This window comes from Bifidobacterium sp. W8112, assembly GCF_016101425.1.
Taxonomy (GTDB): domain Bacteria; phylum Actinomycetota; class Actinomycetes; order Actinomycetales; family Bifidobacteriaceae; genus Bombiscardovia; species Bombiscardovia apousia.
Genome location: NZ_JACFQN010000001.1, coordinates 661,372 through 683,402 on the forward strand (window position 1 = coordinate 661,372; position 22,031 = coordinate 683,402).

The window sequence follows — 22,031 nt, forward strand, 5'->3', positions numbered from 1 at the left end:
ACTATGAAGCGGTTATGGACTCTCCCCCAGCGCTCCCGTGGCGATTCTCTTGCTGATTACAACAGCATACAGGAATCCGGGGATGAATCAGTCGAACTGCCTGATGCCGAGGACATCGTAGAAACTCACCTTGGTGTCGCCGCCGAAGCCAGCACCATAGTTTGTCCCATAGTATGTACGATCCGACTGGATCATTTGCCTGTCCTCATCATCCAACGAATCCCAGACTCTGCGCTCTGCATCATCCATGTCATCAGTAATGGGATACTTTGACGTATAGTCATCAATCCTCTTTTGGGGAATAAGGTCATAAGTGGTACAGGCCTTATCCTTGGATGCCATTTTTCTCATGAAATCCTCGTCCACAGCTATTCATCTCCTCTCAACTTTGCGAACATGCGGGCATCCTTCCGATTCCCCTGCAGGATTGTCCCCGCATCTGCAGGGAGGGCCAGTAGTATTTCTATACTACGAAAAGACCCGGTCACTGCTTGGGATCATTCTCGCGAATGCCGGGAGCACAGCACTCTTGCAGCTAGGAACAAGAGAATGGCATAAAAAGATTGACACTATACCGGAGCAGCAACTCATACTCATGTTTAGAAGGAATACAATTCTTAACAGAGTTCTGAGGAAAGAACAGTTTTAATACATGTTCCCGCTAAAAGACAGTGTTGTCTGGTTGATTCAGAGCAGCATAATCGGTTTGCCAATTCAGGCTTCTAGGGGGGGGGGGGTACATACCGCAGGCAGAAAACCATACGTAGTGGCATTCCTAATCCACGCTCCCACGAAGGGAGCGACCGAGTGTTGGAGACCAGAGCCGCCTGCCTTTGCAATTTCAATCCACGCTCCCGTGAAGGGAGCGACCGTTGAATCTATTGCCGTTGTAGTTGTAGTTGAGATTTCAATCCACGCTCCCGTGAAGGGAGCGACAGTCCGGCCAGTCACAGACCAGCGTGTGCGCCTGATTTCAATCCACGCTCCCGTGAAGGGAGCGACTAGCCGGCTGGGACGACCAGGCCGCAAAGATGCGATTTCAATCCACGCTCCCGTGAAGGGAGCGACCAGGTCGAGGATCTGCGTGTTCTCCTCGTCGGTATTTCAATCCACGCTCCCGTGAAGGGAGCGACCTGCGGCAGTCCCGGCTGGAGATGGATCGTGTCATTTCAATCCACGCTCCCGTGAAGGGAGCGACCTGCAGGGTCGCGTCGGCTCGCAGCTCCTCGTTATTTCAATCCACGCTCCCGTGAAGGGAGCGACGTGCGTGGTGGTGCCGTCCGCCGTGTCCTCGCGATTTCAATCCACGCCCCCGTGAAGGAAGCGACCGGGCACCTTCCTGATCACCGTCAACCGGACCTTCTATTTCAATCCACGCTCCCGTGAAGGGAGCGACATCTTGTCCTTGAAAATCCACCCTTCCTTAGTGATTTCAATCCACGCTCCCGTGAAGGGAGCGACGCAGCAACATCGTAGGCTGGGCCAAGTCAGTCCTATTTCAATCCACGCTCCCGTGAAGGGAGCGACCTGCGGCGCCCGTCACGTCAGCCACGTCATTGCAGATTTCAATCCACGCTCCCGTGAAGGGAGCGACAGACCAGGAGCAGCAGGCAGGACTCAGCCGGTATATTTCAATCCACGCTCCCGTGAAGGGAGCGACTTGGAATTGGGCCAAATGGTCGGATGGACGTGTGATTTCAATCCACGCTCCCGTGAAGGGAGCGACCTCCCGCATGACCATAGCCCAGCTAAACGAGTGGATTTCAATCCACGCTCCCGTGAAGGGAGCGACAAACCGGGCAGGGCTTATCACCCTGCCCACCATTATTTCAATCCACGCTCCCGTGAAGGGAGCGACCTCTGATAGGAGCGATATGGCACAGTTGAAACAGATTTCAATCCACGCTCCCGTGAAGGGAGCGACCCGACCTGGACGGGAGCCACGCAGGTTATCCAAATTTCAATCCACGCTCCCGTGAAGGGAGCGACCCATGACGACCTCCTTTCCGCCCTTATCGGGCATATTTCAATCCACGCTCCCGTGAAGGGAGCGACTAGGCTGGGTCTTGCCGTGCCGTCCGACTCCCCCATTTCAATCCACGCCCCCGTGAAGGGAGCGACACCTGGCCTTTGAGTCGATGGCGCGATCTCTCCGATTTCAATCCACGCCCCCGTGAAGGGAGCGACGCCAGCATTGCGCAGCAGGGCCACGCTCTGCGGGATTTCAATCCACGCTCCCGTGAAGGGAGCGACCACTAAGGTCAAAGTAGCCATTGCCGACTTCCAGATTTCAATCCACGCTCCCGTGAAGGGAGCGACGAACGCCATCAGCGGCATAGTCGATAGTTTCTGATTTCAATCCACGCTCCCGTGAAGGGAGCGACCAACGTTCTGCCAGGATGTCTGCACCCAGGAAGTATTTCAATCCACGCTCCCGTGAAGGGAGCGACTCTCAACATATGTATTTGCACACCGCGAGACCGATTTCAATCCACGCTCCCGTGAAGGGAGCGACGTCCACCCGCGTGGAGCGTCCCCCGGCTTTCACATTTCAATCCACGCTCCCGTGAAGGGAGCGACCCTTGCGCCACTCGCCCAGCTGATCCATGCTGGTATTTCAATCCACGCTCCCATGAAGGGAGCGACGCAGACAGGATTGGAGTACTGATGCCAGCAAGCATTTCAATCCACGCTCCCGTGAAGGGAGCGACCGCTGTAGCCGCCGCCCTGTGGGCGTTGGCCTGCTATTTCAATCCACGCTCCCGTGAAGGGAGCGACCCGGATGGCTGGATGGATGCTGGACAAGACGGGAATTTCAATCCACGCTCCCGTGAAGGGAGCGACTCGGGTGCTGCCACAAGTAGTTGGCGAAATCGTCATTTCAATCCACGCTCCCGTGAAGGGAGCGACCTCATGCGGCCACCCCCATCTCTTTCTTGTCAAGATTTCAATCCACGCTCCCGTGAAGGGAGCGACATTTGTTCTCATAGTGGTTGGTCACCTGTCCTGTCGATTTCAATCCACGCTCCCGTGAAGGGAGCGACCTTCGTCGTAGAAGCCGGTCATGCCTGCTGGCAATTTCAATCCACGCTCCCGTGAAGGGAGCGACAGAAGCGCCATGCCGCCTGGATTGAATCGAGAGAATTTCAATCCACGCTCCCGTGAAGGGAGCGACTCATGAGGCCGCCCAGCACATCTGGCCCGAAAAATTTCAATCCACGCTCCCGTGAAGGGAGCGACCTCACATAGTCCTGGGCTGCTTCTTCAAATTCGTAATTTCAATCCACGCTCCCGTGAAGGGAGCGACCAGGGCCCGCATGATGGCCGCGTAGGAGTCGGCATTTCAATCCACGCTCCCGTGAAGGGAGCGACGATTGCTGGTGTCTTATGGGGGGCATCGAGAGCCTATTTCAATCCACGCTCCCGTGAAGGGAGCGACTTCTCGCAATCCGGCGAATCGGCACGGTCAGGTATTTCAATCCACGCTCCCGTGAAGGGAGCGACCTGGCAAGAATGCGGGAATGGACGTATCCCATGTATTTCAATCCACGCTCCCGTGAAGGGAGCGACGAGCGACTTGTTGGAATTTAGTTATATTAGACTATTTCAATCCACGCTCCCGTGAAGGGAGCGACTGGCCTTGCGCAGCCATCCCAGATTGTTGTCTACATTTCAATCCACGCTCCCGTGAAGGGAGCGACTCGCAGTAGAGGCCTTTCCCTCCTATGCAAAGCCAATTTCAATCCACGCTCCCGTGAAGGGAGCGACCTGTCGGTTGGTCGATGTTGACACGGTGCATGAAATTTCAATCCACGCTCCCGTGAAGGGAGCGACCAACAGCGGAAAACTCAACAATGTCGTCATTGTTATTTCAATCCACGCTCCCGTGAAGGGAGCGACCCGTGCTCCAGACGCGTGCCCTCCACATGCGTCATATTTCAATCCACGCTCCCGTGAAGGGAGCGACTTCGTCATTCCATTCGTTGCTGTGCAGTTCCCGGATTTCAATCCACGCTCCCGTGAAGGGAGCGACTCATTGGCATGAGAGCGGTCGCTATGGATATGGCATTTCAATCCACGCTCCCGTGAAGGGAGCGACCCGCCGAATTTCTTATATGGATTCCCTTCCGTCTCATTTCAATCCACGCTCCCGTGAAGGGAGCGACCACCGCCAGCAAGTGGCTGCACGACGGCGGCTGATTTCAATCCACGCTCCCGTGAAGGGAGCGACGTGCGGGTGGACTTCATCCTCGACCCGCATTCCGTATTTCAATCCACGCTCCCGTGAAGGGAGCGACGATAACCGTGGAGGTGCATTTTGGCGCTCAATCAATTTCAATCCACGCTCCCGTGAAGGGAGCGACGTATTCGCAAGGGCATACGTGGTTTCAGGCTTGGATTTCAATCCACGCTCCCGTGAAGGGAGCGACCCTACCACAGCACCGTACTTATCGCCATTGATATTTCAATCCACGCTCCCGTGAAGGGAGCGACATATGCATTCAGACGATGAATTCCATGAGATAGCATTTCAATCCACGCTCCCGTGAAGGGGGCGACGCCATTCTGCTCAGCATGACCACGACACCAGAAGATTTCAATCCACGCTCCCGTGAAGGGAGCGACTCATACTCGCGGATTGTGCCGTTGTCGGTACTCCAATTTCAATCCACGCTCCCGTGAAGGGAGCGACCTTGGCTGTGTGTGGCTTCCCTTTTTCATGCCTAAATTTCAATCCACGCTCCCGTGAAGGGAGCGACATCTACGGCACCAACGTGCACGGTGAGCGCGAAAAATTTCAATCCACGCTCCCGTGAAGGGAGCGACACCAGCAGCTGGTCAGCCACCAGGGTCTGCCGGTTATTTCAATCCACGCTCCCGTGAAGGGAGCGACCATGTCGGTCAGCGACAGATACCGGAACCTTGTCATTTCAATCCACGCTCCCGTGAAGGGAGCGACCCTGGCTGGTGGGCACCGTGCTGCCTGCCCTGGATTTCAATCCACGCTCCCGTGAAGGGAGCGACTTGCAGACAATGAACCACTGCAATTCATGGGATTATTTCAATCCACGCTCCCGTGAAGGGAGCGACGAGAGAGGACCACGTTGTCGGCGGTCATATCCCCATTTCAATCCACGCTCCCGTGAAGGGAGCGACTCTGACGATTCGGAAGAGTCTGAAGAGGATTATAATTTCAATCCACGCTCCCGTGAAGGGAGCGACCGGTATCGGGCGTAAGGCACGCGCACGTTGCCGAATTTCAATCCACGCTCCCGTGAAGGGAGCGACATATATCATGACAAACAAGACACTTAATCTGAGCATTTCAATCCACGCTCCCGTGAAGGGAGCGACCGTCCAGTTCCGTCCGATTGCTGGCGTTGATGATATTTCAATCCACGCTCCCGTGAAGGGAGCGACCCAAGACCGGCAGTATCATCAGCCCCGAGGAGTGGATTTCAATCCACGCTCCCGTGAAGGGAGCGACGAATAACACAATGGATGAACCGGACTGGTTCAAATTTCAATCCACGCTCCCGTGAAGGGAGCGACGGACCCGGGATGATGTCTTCTACCATGTCTATGGATTTCAATCCACGCTCCCGTGAAGGGAGCGACGTTCCCATAGGCCTTCATCAGGCCCTCGTAGACATTTCAATCCACGCTCCCGTGAAGGGAGCGACGGATCATGCGCAGGTCACGAGCCAGGTTTACCCGATTTCAATCCACGCTCCCGTGAAGGGAGCGACTGCTCATTGGTGGCGTGACCAATGATGATAATGAATTTCAATCCACGCTCCCGTGAAGGGAGCGACCAGCGTCCAGGATCGGGTCAAAGAGCAGCGGATATTTCAATCCACGCTCCCGTGAAGGGAGCGACCCTGCCTGCGGGACACCAGCAAAGGCGAGCGATCCAATTTCAATCCACGCTCCCGTGAAGGGAGCGACATGTCAGGGTCGCTTCAGCGCCGCCCACCTCGGCATTTCAATCCACGCTCCCGTGAAGGGAGCGACCAGAGTCCCCATAGTGCCCGTGCTGGCCCAGGTGCTATTTCAATCCACGCTCCCGTGAAGGGAGCGACCATATTGCACTTATCGATTTTGATAGTAATATATATTTCAATCCACGCTCCCGTGAAGGGAGCGACAGGCTCAGGCCGGCCCTCGCGCTATTCTGCCCGGAATTTCAATCCACGCTCCCGTGAAGGGAGCGACTGATTGCAACTTCTACCTCTCAAACAATCTTGGAATTTCAATCCACGCTCCCGTGAAGGGAGCGACGCCTTAAAATTACGTTTACCCCACTTGCAAGGCAAGATTTCAATCCACGCTCCCGTGAAGGGAGCGACCGGCGCAGCCATGCGACATGGCAACCGACAAGGAATTTCAATCCACGCTCCCGTGAAGGGAGCGACGGCTCCCAGATCCAGTTTGTAGCCCTGGATGATATTTCAATCCACGCTCCCGTGAAGGGAGCGACCATCACGCCGGTAGGCAGCAACGGTTTGGATATATTTCAATCCACGCTCCCGTGAAGGGAGCGACCTGCTCGTCGGTGGCTCCCTGGGCTGCGGCCTTGAATTTCAATCCACGCTCCCGTGAAGGGAGCGACCCGGGGTCTTGTACACGTGCAGCTCGTCGCAGATATTTCAATCCACGCTCCCGTGAAGGGAGCGACCTGGTCCTTGTACTCCTCGACCTCGGTGCCGGCATTTCAATCCACGCTCCCGTGAAGGGAGCGACTCCGTAGTCAGCTGTATAATAAGAGGAGATTTGGATTTCAATCCACGCTCCCGTGAAGGGAGCGACACATGCAGGCCTCCAACATCCAGGCAGGCGACTGATTTCAATCCACGCTCCCGTGAAGGGAGCGACGATTTCCAAGCAGGGCAAGTACGCCTACTACACATTTCAATCCACGCTCCCGTGAAGGGAGCGACAAACGTCCTATGAGGCGGCGGAAACCGTGAACATATTTCAATCCACGCTCCCGTGAAGGGAGCGACCCGTAATTGGACCCCTTGATGGCCATGCCGTTCAAATTTCAATCCACGCTCCCGTGAAGGGAGCGACCACCGGGCCGCAAGGGCCTGCAGGCAAGGACGGCATTTCAATCCACGCTCCCGTGAAGGGAGCGACGCTGGACGATCCGAAACAGGATGCGCGCATCGAATTTCAATCCACGCTCCCGTGAAGGGAGCGACCTAGTATTGGCCTGCACGGCGCTCATCGAGGCATCATTTCAATCCACGCTCCCGTGAAGGGAGCGACCCAAGACCTTCACACCGTCCAGCCTTTTGTTCCTATTTCAATCCACGCTCCCGTGAAGGGAGCGACCAGCTCCAAAGGCAGACTGCCGTCGAAGCAGATATTTCAATCCACGCTCCCGTGAAGGGAGCGACGCGGCACGGCAGCTTGCCCTGGCACAGAGCATGGATTTCAATCCACGCTCCCGTGAAGGGAGCGACCTGTTTGCGGGACACCAGCAGAGGCGTACGATCCAATTTCAATCCACGCTCCCGTGAAGGGAGCGACACGGGTCGTGGCCATCGACATCCCACGGTTCCTTATTTCAATCCACGCTCCCGTGAAGGGAGCGACCGGTCATGAGGCCGCCCAGCACATCTGGCCCGAAAAATTTCAATCCACGCTCCCGTGAAGGGAGCGACAGCTTTATGGGCCGACAGTGGGCCGCTATCAACCTATTTCAATCCACGCTCCCGTGAAGGGAGCGACCATTGAGGACGCCAAACGAATCGTCCGCAACCAATTTCAATCCACGCTCCCGTGAAGGGAGCGACTATCACATGCATGTAGTTTGACACAGCGACTTGGGATTTCAATCCACGCTCCCGTGAAGGGAGCGACTTGCCAGTCCTGACGACTCTGCTCCGCTTACGGATTTCAATCCACGCTCCCGTGAAGGGAGCGACGAGCGAGTCGAGTACAGTGGTGCAGGTCACAGAATTTCAATCCACGCTCCCGTGAAGGGAGCGACGACAAGGTGAGCCAGGTCATGGAGCAGGGCCGGCAATTTCAATCCACGCTCCCGTGAAGGGAGCGACGGCATGGACACCGCCTGACGGGGTTTTTACCAGATTTCAATCCACGCTCCCGTGAAGGGAGCGACCACCTGGGCTATCCGGATGGTGGCGTTGGAACCGATTTCAATCCACGCTCCCGTGAAGGGAGCGACTGGTGCCAGGCATCGGCGTCCAGGCCATCGTCCTATTTCAATCCACGCTCCCGTGAAGGGAGCGACACGTGCGAGAGATCAAAGGAGACAAGTGATGGGCATTTCAATCCACGCTCCCGTGAAGGGAGCGACTCGCTTGTATGCCACCATGTGTTTGTGACTGCTGGATTTCAATCCACGCTCCCGTGAAGGGAGCGACAAGCATAGAGGACGTGTCAGTAACCCGTGACACAATTTCAATCCACGCTCCCGTGAAGGGAGCGACTTGTCCTTGGCCTTATCATCGTCTACCAGCATGACATTTCAATCCACGCTCCCGTGAAGGGAGCGACATCAATATTGCGGTGGCTGGTGCTATAGGAGACAAAATTTCAATCCACGCTCCCGTGAAGGGAGCGACTAGTGCCACATAAGACCCTTGGCGATAGCACCCGCCATTTCAATCCACGCTCCCGTGAAGGGAGCGACTTTCATCATCCAAAACATGGCTGGGATCGCCCCAATTTCAATCCACGCTCCCGTGAAGGGAGCGACCTCCCTTGTGTGAGGCTGGAGGCTCCCAGTCCAGATTTCAATCCACGCTCCCGTGAAGGGAGCGACTCCGGCTGTGATTCAAGTGGCCGGCAGGGCCTCGGATTTCAATCCACGCTCCCGTGAAGGGAGCGACCCGATACTGGGATCTGTTTGACTGCCCGGAGGTCGATTTCAATCCACGCTCCCGTGAAGGGAGCGACCAGATGGAGGCGTTCTCGGCATTTGACGATGATCATTTCAATCCACGCTCCCGTGAAGGGAGCGACACACCGGGCCGCAGGGACCTGCCGGAAAGGACGGCATTTCAATCCACGCTCCCGTGAAGGGAGCGACGGTGAAAACCACGACCTTGCATGGCGTGTCATTTATTTCAATCCACGCTCCCGTGAAGGGAGCGACCCACGCTGCCCCAAGGGTCCAACGCCACTGTGGAATTTCAATCCACGCTCCCGTGAAGGGAGCGACGTGGCCATCAGCATCGCCTTCAGCTCCGGCACGCTATTTCAATCCACGCTCCCGTGAAGGGAGCGACTCAACACCGGCATCAGCATGACGACATGGGGCGAATTTCAATCCACGCTCCCGTGAAGGGAGCGACCGGGGTCCATCCCGGCCTTGGTGAGCAGGGCGCGATTTCAATCCACGCTCCCGTGAAGGGAGCGACCGTGACCGCGCGTGTCGGATAGCTGCAAGATGGGATTTCAATCCACGCTCCCGTGAAGGGAGCGACCGCAATTTTCCCGTCTCCTTGAGCCCATAGGTATTTCAATCCACGCTCCCGTGAAGGGAGCGACCCGTCTTCCACGCCCTCACGGCCACCCGGTGAGGACATTTCAATCCACGCTCCCGTGAAGGGAGCGACCGCCTTTCGCCTGCCACTGGGCCAGGGTGTCGGTATTTCAATCCACGCTCCCGTGAAGGGAGCGACGGCAGGTCAGCTTTGAACAGCTCGACCGCATAGCCATTTCAATCCACGCTCCCGTGAAGGGAGCGACTCGTGGGGGATGTCCAGGTGTTTGACGATGCACTGATTTCAATCCACGCTCCCGTGAAGGGAGCGACCCGATACCGCCAGCATTAGACCCGTCAGCAACCAATTTCAATCCACGCTCCCGTGAAGGGAGCGCCCCACCTCCATGCACCCGTCGCGGCCGGAGCTCAGAATTTCAATCCACGCTCCCGTGAAGGGAGCGACAACAGCGATCTGAGCGGCCATCTCTGGCCCTCCGATTTCAATCCACGCTCCCGTGAAGGGAGCGACGCGCATTGTTTTCCCCTCCTCATCTAATCGGCATATTTCAATCCACGCTCCCGTGAAGGGAGCGACAGGCCATCGACCAGCTGGGCGCCCACGGCTGGCAATTTCAATCCACGCTCCCGTGAAGGGAGCGACCAGGAGCCTGGACAGGCGGGGCGACAGGCCCGGCCATTTCAATCCACGCTCCCGTGAAGGGAGCGACCGGATGGGAAAAATGCGCAGGCGAAGATGTTCGGATTTCAATCCACGCTCCCGTGAAGGGAGCGACCCCCCGAGCGTTCGTCTCCCCTGGTCACCGAGAGATTTCAATCCACGCTCCCGTGAAGGGAGCGACAAGCTGGGGCCGCCCCCAAAACTGGGGCCTGCGCCATTTCAATCCACGCTCCCGTGAAGGGAGCGACAGGCGTTGAGGGCCCGCAGGGACCCAAGGGCGAATTTCAATCCACGCTCCCGTGAAGGGAGCGACACCATGGCGCGACAGGCTCACGCCGAACAATGAATTTCAATCCACGCTCCCGTGAAGGGAGCGACATGCTTGGATTGCGTCAAGTGCAACCGTGTAATCATTTCAATCCACGCTCCCGTGAAGGGAGCGACGGCCCTTCCTGGTGGCCAGTCCCGGATACTGCATATTTCAATCCACGCTCCCGTGAAGGGAGCGACTGTATCTACAGCCATTGAAGCCGGTGCATTTCGAATTTCAATCCACGCTCCCGTGAAGGGAGCGACAGCCGCGTGGAAATAACCGTGCAGCCCCAGACAATATTTCAATCCACGCTCCCGTGAAGGGAGCGACCCAGTCTGTACGGCCTGATGGACAGGGACATTGCAATTTCAATCCACGCTCCCGTGAAGGGAGCGACAAGTAAGATGCCCGCAGGGAGATGTGAAAGGGGATTTCAATCCACGCTCCCGTGAAGGGAGCGACCTCCCCTATCACACCCCAGACGGCCGGATCCCCGATTTCAATCCACGCTCCCGTGAAGGGAGCGACATGAAGCCTCCGATCTCAGGATAGCCGAAGCACATATTTCAATCCACGCTCCCGTGAAGGGAGCGACTTGCGGTTACGGTCGAGCGGGAAGCGCCAGCTGCTATTTCAATCCACGCTCCCGTGAAGGGAGCGACTTGCTCAGATGGATGGAATCGGTGTCCGAATACATATTTCAATCCACGCTCCCGTGAAGGGAGCGACTTCGGCTTGCCCATGTACTGTGTCCCATCGGTATTTCAATCCACGCTCCCGTGAAGGGAGCGACTTCTCCACCACCTTGGCTGCAGTGGGATTACCAATTTCAATCCACGCTCCCGTGAAGGGAGCGACTACACACGGTACATGGCGGTCTTGCTGGCGAGATTATTTCAATCCACGCTCCCGTGAAGGGAGCGACGGGTGCGCCTGTTTCGGATAGGTATGGTGGTCGTGATTTCAATCCACGCTCCCGTGAAGGGAGCGACTGGGGATGACGAAATCAAGGTCGGCGTCGGTGATGATTTCAATCCACGCTCCCGTGAAGGGAGCGACCGGTGACGGGCTGCAGCCTTACGCCGTCCAGCGTATTTCAATCCACGCTCCCGTGAAGGGAGCGACACCTTGCGATAGGGGGTGAATTTTGGACAACGTGCTATTTCAATCCACGCTCCCGTGAAGGGAGCGACACCAGCTAAACCGGGAGTCGTCGAGGACTTGCCGATTTCAATCCACGCTCCCGTGAAGGGAGCGACGGCTCTGTTGGCTGATCCTTTCCGGCTTTTCCCCATTTCAATCCACGCTCCCGTGAAGGGAGCGACTAGCCTCATCCACAGCAGCCGCAACCAACGCTATATTTCAATCCACGCTCCCGTGAAGGGAGCGACGGTCGTCACGCCGACAGGGTGTGTGCTAAGGCCGATTTCAATCCACGCTCCCGTGAAGGGAGCGACCGCCGATGCCGTCCACAAAAGCCTGCAGGGACAAATTTCAATCCACGCTCCCGTGAAGGGAGCGACCGGATCCGCGTGGTATGTTGGTCGGCGCCTCCGAATTTCAATCCACGCTCCCGTGAAGGGAGCGACGGACTTCGACCCGATGTAATGCACCTTGATGTTATTTCAATCCACGCTCCCGTGAAGGGAGCGACTGGGATGTAATTTTTTATTGTCTTTAGGCATGGAATTTCAATCCACGCTCCCGTGAAGGGAGCGACCCTTGGTAACTTTCATGTGTTTGCTCCCTTTGCAATTTCAATCCACGCTCCCGTGAAGGGAGCGACCTGGCCCCGAACCGTGCCGGCAGGATGTGCCTGTGATTTCAATCCACGCTCCCGTGAAGGGAGCGACGCTTAAGGCATGCAGGGCAGACCTTATGGTCATTATTTCAATCCACGCTCCCGTGAAGGGAGCGACGGGAGAGGAACTCGTCCAGGCTGTCCAGGATGTTATTTCAATCCACGCTCCCGTGAAGGGAGCGACCCTCCACGCCGTCCACCAGGATGCTGACGTGGTCATTTCAATCCACGCTCCCGTGAAGGGAGCGACCTGTCCACCCGCGTGGATCGTCCCCCGGCTTTGACATTTCAATCCACGCTCCCGTGAAGGGAGCGACGGGCGCAGCACGTCCTGCATTTCGCTTTCGCCCGTATTTCAATCCACGCTCCCGTGAAGGGAGCGACCTGCCGGTGACCGTCACCTGTTCGCCGTTCAGCCGACATTTCAATCCACGCTCCCGTGAAGGGAGCGACGCCCATGCTGCTGATAAGATTCCTGATCCACCCATTTCAATCCACGCTCCCGTGAAGGGAGCGACCAGCCTGCTCCAGCACCGCGTCCTCCACGTCACCGGATTTCAATCCACGCTCCCGTGAAGGGAGCGACCCATCTGCTGCAAGGCGGCTATCTGGTTGTCGGTATTTCAATCCACGCTCCCGTGAAGGGAGCGACTAAGGCCGCCAAGGCGCAGACCACGGCCGACGGATTTCAATCCACGCTCCCGTGAAGGGAGCGACATCTATCTACCAAAGACTACATCAACCGAATCGAATTTCAATCCACGCTCCCGTGAAGGGAGCGACTTCCACGTTTGCCGGCATTGCCACTCCCCCAATGAATTTCAATCCACGCTCCCGTGAAGGGAGCGACCCACTTGGTATCCGCATCAAAGGCGCTCAGTTTATTTCAATCCACGCTCCCGTGAAGGGAGCGACATCTGAGCCAGGCGTATCGGGCAAAAGCCACGCGGATTTCAATCCACGCTCCCGTGAAGGGAGCGACTATATTTGTCATATCAGCTTGCGCAAAAGCTCAAAATTTCAATCCACGCTCCCGTGAAGGGAGCGACTTTGGGGCGGCATAGATGTGCGCAAAAGTGATTGGATTTCAATCCACGCTCCCGTGAAGGGAGCGACGAGGCTGCCGAGCTCAGACGCGAGCAGGATGCCATTTCAATCCACGCTCCCGTGAAGGGAGCGACCATCACCGACAAGCTATACCCATGCTCACGCCAGATTTCAATCCACGCTCCCGTGAAGGGAGCGACCTGCCTGACGGCAAGACCATCCAGATCACCGGCAAATTTCAATCCACGCTCCCGTGAAGGGAGCGACAACAAATTGGAGGCACCCATGCCCGACACCATTGCATTTCAATCCACGCTCCCGTGAAGGGAGCGACAAGTACTCTCTTTGCCGTATCAACTAGGGTCTTATTTCAATCCACGCTCCCGTGAAGGGAGCGACGATTCATTTGCCATGAGGGTGCCGGTAATCTGGAATTTCAATCCACGCTCCCGTGAAGGGAGCGACGGTACACCCGGGCCGAGCTTGAACAGCAGGAGATTATTTCAATCCACGCTCCCGTGAAGGGAGCGACATAGTCCTCCGGAGCTTCTTTCTTGATTACCTCGGTATTTCAATCCACGCTCCCGTGAAGGGAGCGACCGGCCATGGTGCGTTCCCGGATCAGGTCCCGTTCATTTCAATCCACGCTCCCGTGAAGGGAGCGACATGCGCGTGCGCCGGCAGAGCGTCCAGCGCTGGGAATTTCAATCCACGCTCCCGTGAAGGGAGCGACTGGCTTTCTGCTTGTCGTTCAGGTCCGGCGAGGAATTTCAATCCACGCTCCCGTGAAGGGAGCGACGGGATGGGCGACAAGCCCGGGGCGATGACTTGCAATTTCAATCCACGCTCCCGTGAAGGGAGCGACACCCGCTTGGACCTCTCCCAGCTCCCCGACGATGAATTTCAATCCACGCTCCCGTGAAGGGAGCGACTGACCCTTCAATCAATGACATGGGCGCTGGCAATATTTCAATCCACGCTCCCGTGAAGGGAGCGACTCACCTGTCCTGTCGGAAGCATGGCGGAAACGATATTTCAATCCACGCTCCCGTGAAGGGAGCGACCCGCTGCGTGCTTAGGGAGTAGGCGTCGGCAGGGAATTTCAATCCACGCTCCCGTGAAGGGAGCGACCTGGCTGCTCCTGAGCGCCGGCCAGCTCGCCCAGAAGATTTCAATCCACGCTCCCGTGAAGGGAGCGACCTGTAGCCAGCTTGACCATTGCGTCTCCTGAACTATTTCAATCCACGCTCCCGTGAAGGGAGCGACAAGGCGCGAAGCTCCGGGGGGACGGCGATGCCGAATTTCAATCCACGCTCCCGTGAAGGGAGCGACGCATGCGACTGCTTCAGGTCGTAGCCGCATTTGTCATTTCAATCCACGCTCCCGTGAAGGGAGCGACTGAATGCAAAAACCGCCCCCGCTCCGGTCTCCCATTTCAATCCACGCTCCCGTGAAGGGAGCGACTGGCCTTCATCGACTGGTAGGCCTTGCTGCGTATATTTCAATCCACGCTCCCGTGAAGGGAGCGACCGGCCCGAGACTCCTGACGGCCCCCGTCCTTGGCATTTCAATCCACGCTCCCGTGAAGGGAGCGACCACGGCAGCCAACATCATCTTCACCAACGGCATATTTCAATCCACGCTCCCGTGAAGGGAGCGACCAGCTGTCCGGCTGGCCCAGCATGTGCAGGGCCTATTTCAATCCACGCTCCCGTGAAGGGAGCGACGATGTCTTCAGCCGCCGTACATGGGTCCTCTTTGATTTCAATCCACGCTCCCGTGAAGGGAGCGACCTCCACGCCGTCGGCCCGGGCCGCCTGCTCCTGATTTCAATCCACGCTCCCGTGAAGGGAGCGACCAGCCGGGCCAGTCACAGGCCAGGGTGTGTGCAGATTTCAATCCACGCTCCCGTGAAGGGAGCGACTATTTGTAAGGAGGCGACCATGGCCGGAGGATCCATTTCAATCCACGCTCCCGTGAAGGGAGCGACGTGGACGACGAGTGGATCGACCATAACGTTTTGCAATTTCAATCCACGCTCCCGTGAAGGGAGCGACTTTTATATCCACAGCACACCAAATTCCGGCTTTTATTTCAATCCACGCTCCCGTGAAGGGAGCGACCGCACCCCCTGGCCGAGTGGGCCAGGGACCACAGCATTTCAATCCACGCTCCCGTGAAGGGAGCGACTGGTGCTCTGCTGGTTTTCGCTCATGTCTACTCTGATTTCAATCCACGCTCCCGTGAAGGGAGCGACGGGACACCCGGTTCACCGAGCCCGCCCCCGGCAGATTTCAATCCACGCTCCCGTGAAGGGAGCGACTGGCGAGGATCTGCGCCCCGTTGAGGAGGGCGGCATTTCAATCCACGCTCCCGTGAAGGGAGCGACACGCTCGGGCCTGCGAAGCCGACCTCACGAGAGTATTTCAATCCACGCTCCCGTGAAGGGAGCGACCCGCAGTCCGAAACAAGCATTCCCAGTCAGCCCCATTTCAATCCACGCTCCCGTGAAGGGAGCGACTGCGTGAGACGGCCTACTCGGACACGGACACCGAATTTCAATCCACGCTCCCGTGAAGGGAGCGACATCCAGGCCGGCAAGGAGGAGATCATCGCCGACGGTATTTCAATCCACGCTCCCGTGAAGGGAGCGACCCGCACCCAGGCCTGCCGGCATCCCCTCCGGGCCGATTTCAATCCACGCTCCCGTGAAGGGAGCGACAAAAGCAAATCGGCAAGCGCCTGCTTTGGGCAAAAATTTCAATCCACGCTCCCGTGAAGGGAGCGACTGCTCAATGATACATCCCTTGACCAATATATGGTCAGCTTTTAATAGCTAGCGAGTTCCAACAGCCGAACATACGTACACAGATTCTGTCTCTAGCCGAGCAATTGAGATGATGCCTCAAATCGACAACATCACTATTTAGTTATCAAACAACCGTTCATATGTTTCACTAAAATTCTAGCTTTCCTCCCATCTACAAACATCTGCTTGGAAATTCAAAAAAGAACTCAGCTCACTAAAACATGCGAAATTAAGACTGAATATCATATAAAAGCAGCGATTCGTAGCGCGAAGGATCAGACGAATACATGATTGCTAGCGTTTCGCGCCTCTGAGGATTTGCAACAACAGTCAGCATACCGCACTGTTTTCAGAATTACACCAACTACTCAGCCATCGTCTAATTTCGTGGCACAGACAATACAGTGCAGCCATAACCCAGCGATTCTATAACATCATCACTTGGTCAACAGGAATATGCCGCCTCACCCCGTAATAATGGATTCTTCGGGAATATCTGGCACCCAGGTCGTACATGATCAAGCTGTCTTCCTGAGGGTCGATCAGCGTCATTAGCCGCTGTTTTAGAAGTTCACGGTCGGCAGGAGTGACCATGCATTCAAACACACTATTTTGCACACGCTGCCCAAACTTCATGCACTCATGGCCGACCTGCCGCAACCGCCTCCGACCAGCCGCCTCACAGGTGTCGACATCATAAGCAACAACCACCATCATTATTCTTCCACCCTACTTCCAAAACATTGGCGGATAGGCATCCATGTCCCCACGTATGTATCTAGCCAGCAATAGTGCCTGCACATAAGGCACTAAGCCCCAAGGCACTTTCTCCTTAAGAAAGGGGTGCATGATTTGCTCATTTTTACGCTTCTGCCAGGCAGAGAGCACCTGCTTCCTACCCTTGTCGTTAAGATAAGTTCCTCCGTTCTCTCGAACCTCAAAATCACCAGCCTTAACCACATGGGTGTTGACCAGGGACAAAGCCAGCCGATCCGCAAAGACAGGCCGCAATTCTTCAACAAGATCCAGGGCCAGGGAAGATCTACCCGGCCTGTCTGTATGCAAGAAACCGACATAAGGGTCAAGGCCGACACCTTGAAGTGCAGAACGACAATCTCCGGAAAGCAGCACATAGATAAATGAGAGCAGGGCATTCATTCTATCCATCGGTGGCCTTCGGCTGCGTTGCTCGAAGTAGAAATCATCCTTGTTCGTGAGGATGAGATCATCAAAAGCATAAAAGTAGCACTTGGCGGCATCCCCCTCCACACCGCGAACCGAATCCGCCGTCTGGCAGTCGTCCAATTCTCGAAAAGCTGCCAACAGACGGGCGCTCTGCTTTTTCACACGAGGCACGTTGATCCGTAAAGCGTGGTCTCGGGTAGCACGCTCCAGCACCTGTCGTGCATTGAATATCTTGCCCATGACGAATGAAGCTGCAATCGAACAGACCTCATTATCGTCATCGGCCATATGGTACTGACGGCGTCGCAAAAGTACATTTCTGTTAGCCTCTCCAAGCACTGACCCATAGTATTTGCCCTGAGGGGAGTAGAAGGCGAATGAGACACCAAATTCATTGCACTTGCCCAGCAAGGCTGGCGAAGCACCCTTGTAACTGAAGCAAAGAATAGACTCCAAGGCACGCAGAGGTATCCGTCCCATGACGCGATCGCCCTCATTCACCACAACGTTCTCCTGCTCTAGGGAAAGGTAGGCATCCTCTGTAGTGACAAACAAGGTGTTTAACATCTGTCTCAATGGATCATCGCTTCCCTCCGGGGCTTTTCCTCAATAAACTCTCATTGCCCAAGTTACCTCTACAACTCTTTCAAGGTCTTTCGAATATAGTCAGCAGCGGAAGACTTATGCACAAGTTCAGGCAGACAGATATCTTTCAATGAGCATGACCGGCACCCCGTCTTTGGCTTCACCTTGGGAGTATGACCTCGCCGATAAAGGTCCCGCATCTGCGCCAGATCATGGACTACCTGAGCGCGAAGATCATCATTGAGTTCGACCGCTTCACGGCGCTTGGTCCGCTGATAGAACAATGCCCCCTGGCTGATGTTACAGGAGAGCATTTCTTCCAAGCACATAGCTTCGCCGCACAATTGCAAACGATCAGCATTATTGACCTTGCTGGAACCATGCTTGTATTCAACAGGATAGGGTTGCCAACGTCCTCTCCTGCCTATCAACGAAACTCCATCCTGAGCTGCGTGAAATTCGACGATGTCACAATCGCCGACGACTCCCAAGTTCGAGAGAATACACGCAGATCGCGCAGTATCAAGGTGTCGCCGCGTTTTTCAGAAGCATGGTAGTCGTGAGCACGCCGGTGCTCGAAGTCTCCTGCATACGTTCTGGTGTTGTCACGCCATTGCTCCTCTATGTGGATCAACGCCCATTGGCGCTTGCAGAATTCGAAATGTTGAATGCCAGACAGGGCCAGCCATTCATCCTCAGGATATTCGGCCGGCCCTGTGGCCATGGACGAGTCCATGGAATTCTCAATCATTGCAGTAGACTCAGCCATCGACCATTTCAGTCAGTTCGACCGACTGCGGAATAGCTGAAGTATCGACCGTCACATCGTAATCCGAGAAACTGCGCGGGGTCTCGACCTCAGGCTTATGAGCCACGTGAATGCTATCGAACAGTTTATAGGAGGGAGCATCGCCAAGATCGTTGCTGTGCTTAAAGACATAGAGCTTGCGAACCGCCATCTTGCCCCTGGCTGCGGAATGATCAAACTCGAACATGTTGAGAATAGCCTGCCAAAGCATAGCCAGGTCTTCCTCGCTAAATCCGGTGGTCTTTTGTGCAAGCTTGGCATTCACATAGCCATCAGCACGATATAGACCGTAAGGAACGATTGACTTGTTGCCCATCTCGTTGTTCTTGTTCTCTTGGTCTTTTTCCGTAGTAATGGCCACCCTGGTGATGGTGACAGACTGCGGGAAGATCGGATCGATGGACCTCGAGAATCCAAGTTGCACAGGACCACGCACCTGGCCACAGGCCAACCCGCCCTTGACGAAGGTGGTCATTACCGCGCCAAAGGTCCTGATATCGAAGAAATTGGAGCACATGTAATCGAGAATTAATCTATCCAGCTCGCCGTTTTCCTTCTTGGCTTTCTTCAAGGCTTTCCCGATACTGTCCACATCGGGATCCCCATTGACGCCAACCGCTTTCAGCGCCTCAGCATCGAGGCGGTTCAGCGGAACCTGCTGCTTGATATAGATACGCCAGGGTGCCTTATCCCCATTAATCAGTTGCACATAGTTACGTATCTTCCTCTTCAGGCAAACATCAGTGACAATTCCGATCCCGGTCTCACTATCAGTTCGTGGCATATTGCCTGACTCTGGATCGCCGTTGGGATTGCCATTCTCAACATCATAGAGAATGGAAAAATCGTACCTATTTTGGATAGCCTTAGCAGTTTGTTCACTCATTTACAACTCCTTCTTCCTTGCTGGTTTCCTTATTGTCGTCCTTGTTCTTCCCCTTGTAGCGTTCCTGAGTTTCGAAATAGTATCCGAGCTGGAAAGCACCCTGTTCAGGCAACGATAACCTTGTCGGGAAGTTCTCACCGATTCTGGTCATCAGATCGGCGATACGCTTGGTATAGTAAATGCGCGTTCCCGTCGGCAGTTTTCGCAGGTGCTTTTTCGCCAAATCGCCCAAGTGTGGGAAAACCACAGCTGGCATGGTCGATGCGTTAGTAAAGAACCGGTCACCAATCGTGGTATTGATACCAGGATTTGCAGCATGTTGTATGTCCTCATATAGGGCGAACAGTCGTCCTAGGACATAGGGCACATTAGTGCTTTCTTTGTTGATGGACACTTGCAATACCTCCTTAGGGCATTGGTTGTTTGGGTGACGAAGAAAATACGCTTTGATGATTGCCGCCTTGGCGCGAGGTACGTCATGCTCAACACCAATCCGGTTTTCAACAGCAGTCAAAAGCGACGTAGGATAGGGCGCACCTATAAGAATGGCCTTAAACAGATCGGAAACCGTATGAGGGGAAGCTGGAATCCTCTTTTTCCCACCAGTAGCAGATGGCACAGTTTGCGCAAGGAGCATCCACACAGGTAGATAGCGACGCTTGTCAAATTTCGGGCGTTCGATATCCAGATCTTCATAATGCCGACGTACATGCTCCATGTAACTGCCATAAGTGTCCTTCAAGAAAAAGGACACCGAAAGCCTAGCAGCATTGGGAGCAAGTCCGAGGATGTAGAAATGCTCATCCGGATTAAGCCTGACACCATTGAAATCAACTGGGTTTCCTTTAGACAAGGCCGTGACAGTGGCTATCAGGTCCTGTTGGTTAACCCCCGCAGCGCCTTCAATGCACATGTTCATCTCAGCTGAATACTCAGCCTGTCCCGATTCTGCCCAGGAGACAATCGTCAAGGAGCCATCATTGATGGTTCTTGTATACTGTTCGTCCTTCAACACGGTATTTAAGGCTGTAGTGTAAGCAAAGGCTTCACGTTTGCTCATAGGAGCATTTTGATCCTGCTTTTTATTGTAGGAAAGATATGCTGGGGCATTGAAAGACACCAGTGCGGATCCGCTGGATTGTGCGTTTCGGACGCCTCTGATATTTGGATGAGTAAGAGCAGGGACGACAGCTTGACCTGAAACAACACTTTGCATGGTTTCAGAACTAGGGGCCGCCTGATCACCATCCTCGTCACCCGAAGAGAACCATGAATCCCAGTATTGCTGCATGGTTGGGTTTTCAGATAAAGGTAAGCCGTTGCGGCAGAGGACGAAATTACCGGTCAAGGCCTTCTTCCAGTCCCCTTCGCCCAATTTCTCCTCGACAACTGTCGCCTGAGGCGTCCGGGAGAAGAAAGCGAGCACTGCGCGGGCTTCAGCTTCATCGGCATTTGCAAGCACCTGCCGATGCAATTTAGCAGCAGCTGCAAAGCGCTTGGCCGCCTTGTCTGTTGCACCGTTGGCATCTGAACCTAGCAGGTAAGAGGAGTTGTCGCAGAGGAAATTGGCCTGAATTTTCACCGTTCGTAATGCATGTGCTGGAACAGGCATCATACGTCTGAACTGCTTGTTCTTTGTCAATGTCCCAAACGGAATGACATGGGTTATGGCCCCGTCATCTGCTATGTCCAGTCCCCACGGAACATTTTCAACGCTGTATCCATACCGCGGTGCCTGACCAGTCTCCACCAGCCGTTCGTAAAGTCTGACTAGTTCGCCAATCATGAGCTCACCTTCGGATCAGTAGCATCCAGCACACCATTAATCAGCTCAGCTCTGAAAAACATAGGTTGCGGGTCCGCAGGGTCTCGATAGTCCATGTCATATAACATGTACCCCAGATCCCGACGACCATTTTCAAAACCCTTGGGCTGACCTTTATCGACATCCCAAAGCCGAAAATCGACAGGGAACTCCCGAGTTCCAAAATAAGGGTGGTGATAGTATTGCCCGTTCTGAGCCCGCCTATTGAACATGCTGATGAATTTAGCCGGGGTATCCCCAGCGGCAGCTTTACTATTCATATCAAAGTGGGCCTCAATCACATAGTGAACATCCCGCAGAATGGTGGAGGCACGCTGCTGAATGTCTGAGGAAGTATAGATCGCGCTGTCTTTGGACGGATCATTGATCATCGACCTGATAGTATCGGCCGAAATCACGCTGCTGACCTCATTGCGACGAACACTGGTGAACCTGATCGGATTCATAACCACGATCCTGTCAATCCGCCAGACCATGCCTGGATGCCAGAACACAGCCTCCAGAATTCCCCGTGCCGCCGACGGCGTCATCACGTCGTACGAGACCCTCTCTACTTTCATTTCAGGTCTGGTGAAGAGGGCGTACGGACCCCAGACCTCAAGTTGTACTGTCATTGGTCTCCTTTCTTGT

Annotated in this window: 8 protein-coding genes and 1 CRISPR repeat array; all 8 genes read right to left on the minus strand. The window is 55.3% G+C overall.

The annotated features are described in order from the left end of the window. Nucleotides 1-87: 87 nt before the first annotated feature. Entirely contained in the window at nucleotides 88-366 is a 279-nt protein-coding gene (locus H3T92_RS02830; protein ID WP_144085010.1) for a hypothetical protein, read from the minus strand. 406 nt (nucleotides 367-772) lie between these two features. Continuing rightward, nucleotides 773-16,092: a CRISPR direct-repeat array (repeat unit 32 nt; unit sequence ATTTCAATCCACGCTCCCGTGAAGGGAGCGAC). A 446-nt stretch (nucleotides 16,093-16,538) separates the two neighbouring features. Further along, nucleotides 16,539-16,829, minus strand: coding sequence for a CRISPR-associated endonuclease Cas2 (gene cas2, locus H3T92_RS02835; RefSeq protein WP_198189366.1), 291 nt, complete (start codon nucleotides 16,827-16,829; stop codon nucleotides 16,539-16,541). 12 nt (nucleotides 16,830-16,841) lie between these two features. Next, nucleotides 16,842-17,864: a type I-C CRISPR-associated endonuclease Cas1c gene (gene cas1c, locus H3T92_RS02840; RefSeq protein WP_232341838.1), complete on the minus strand. Its 1,023-nt coding sequence runs from the start codon at nucleotides 17,862-17,864 to the stop codon at nucleotides 16,842-16,844. A gap of 68 nt (nucleotides 17,865-17,932) precedes the next feature. Beyond that, a complete protein-coding gene (gene cas4, locus H3T92_RS08305; protein WP_332460619.1) occupies nucleotides 17,933-18,373 on the minus strand; it encodes a CRISPR-associated protein Cas4 in 441 nt (146 codons plus the stop codon). Then, nucleotides 18,310-18,651 carry a CRISPR-associated protein Cas4 gene (locus H3T92_RS08310; protein ID WP_332460620.1) on the minus strand — a complete coding sequence of 114 codons (342 nt, stop codon included), beginning with the start codon at nucleotides 18,649-18,651 and terminating at the stop codon, nucleotides 18,310-18,312. The genes cas4 and H3T92_RS08310 overlap by 64 nt, the downstream gene beginning before the upstream one ends. Next, complete coding sequence (gene cas7c, locus H3T92_RS02850) at nucleotides 18,644-19,576, minus strand: type I-C CRISPR-associated protein Cas7/Csd2 (RefSeq protein WP_029678124.1); 933 nt, start codon at nucleotides 19,574-19,576, stop codon at nucleotides 18,644-18,646. The genes H3T92_RS08310 and cas7c overlap by 8 nt, the downstream gene beginning before the upstream one ends. Then, entirely contained in the window at nucleotides 19,569-21,362 is a 1,794-nt protein-coding gene (cas8c, locus tag H3T92_RS02855) for a type I-C CRISPR-associated protein Cas8c/Csd1 (protein WP_198189368.1), read from the minus strand. The genes cas7c and cas8c overlap by 8 nt, the downstream gene beginning before the upstream one ends. Next, nucleotides 21,359-22,015 (minus strand): type I-C CRISPR-associated protein Cas5c, encoded by a 657-nt coding sequence (gene cas5c / locus H3T92_RS02860; protein WP_198189369.1) that lies wholly within the window; start codon nucleotides 22,013-22,015, stop codon nucleotides 21,359-21,361. The genes cas8c and cas5c overlap by 4 nt, the downstream gene beginning before the upstream one ends. Nucleotides 22,016-22,031: the final 16 nt, after the last annotated feature.

What these genes read in the sequence shown, in the direction of transcription:
- cas2 (WP_198189366.1), bottom strand. Translation starts at nt 16,829, where the DNA reads ATGATGGTGGTTGTTGCTTATGATGTCGACACCTGTGAGGCGGCTGGT.
- cas1c (WP_232341838.1), bottom strand. Translation starts at nt 17,864, where the DNA reads ATGTTAAACACCTTGTTTGTCACTACAGAGGATGCCTACCTTTCCCTA.
- H3T92_RS08310 (WP_332460620.1), bottom strand. Translation starts at nt 18,651, where the DNA reads ATGGCTGAGTCTACTGCAATGATTGAGAATTCCATGGACTCGTCCATG.
- cas7c (WP_029678124.1), bottom strand. Translation starts at nt 19,576, where the DNA reads ATGAGTGAACAAACTGCTAAGGCTATCCAAAATAGGTACGATTTTTCC.
- cas8c (WP_198189368.1), bottom strand. Translation starts at nt 21,362, where the DNA reads ATGATTGGCGAACTAGTCAGACTTTACGAACGGCTGGTGGAGACTGGT.
- cas5c (WP_198189369.1), bottom strand. Translation starts at nt 22,015, where the DNA reads ATGACAGTACAACTTGAGGTCTGGGGTCCGTACGCCCTCTTCACCAGA.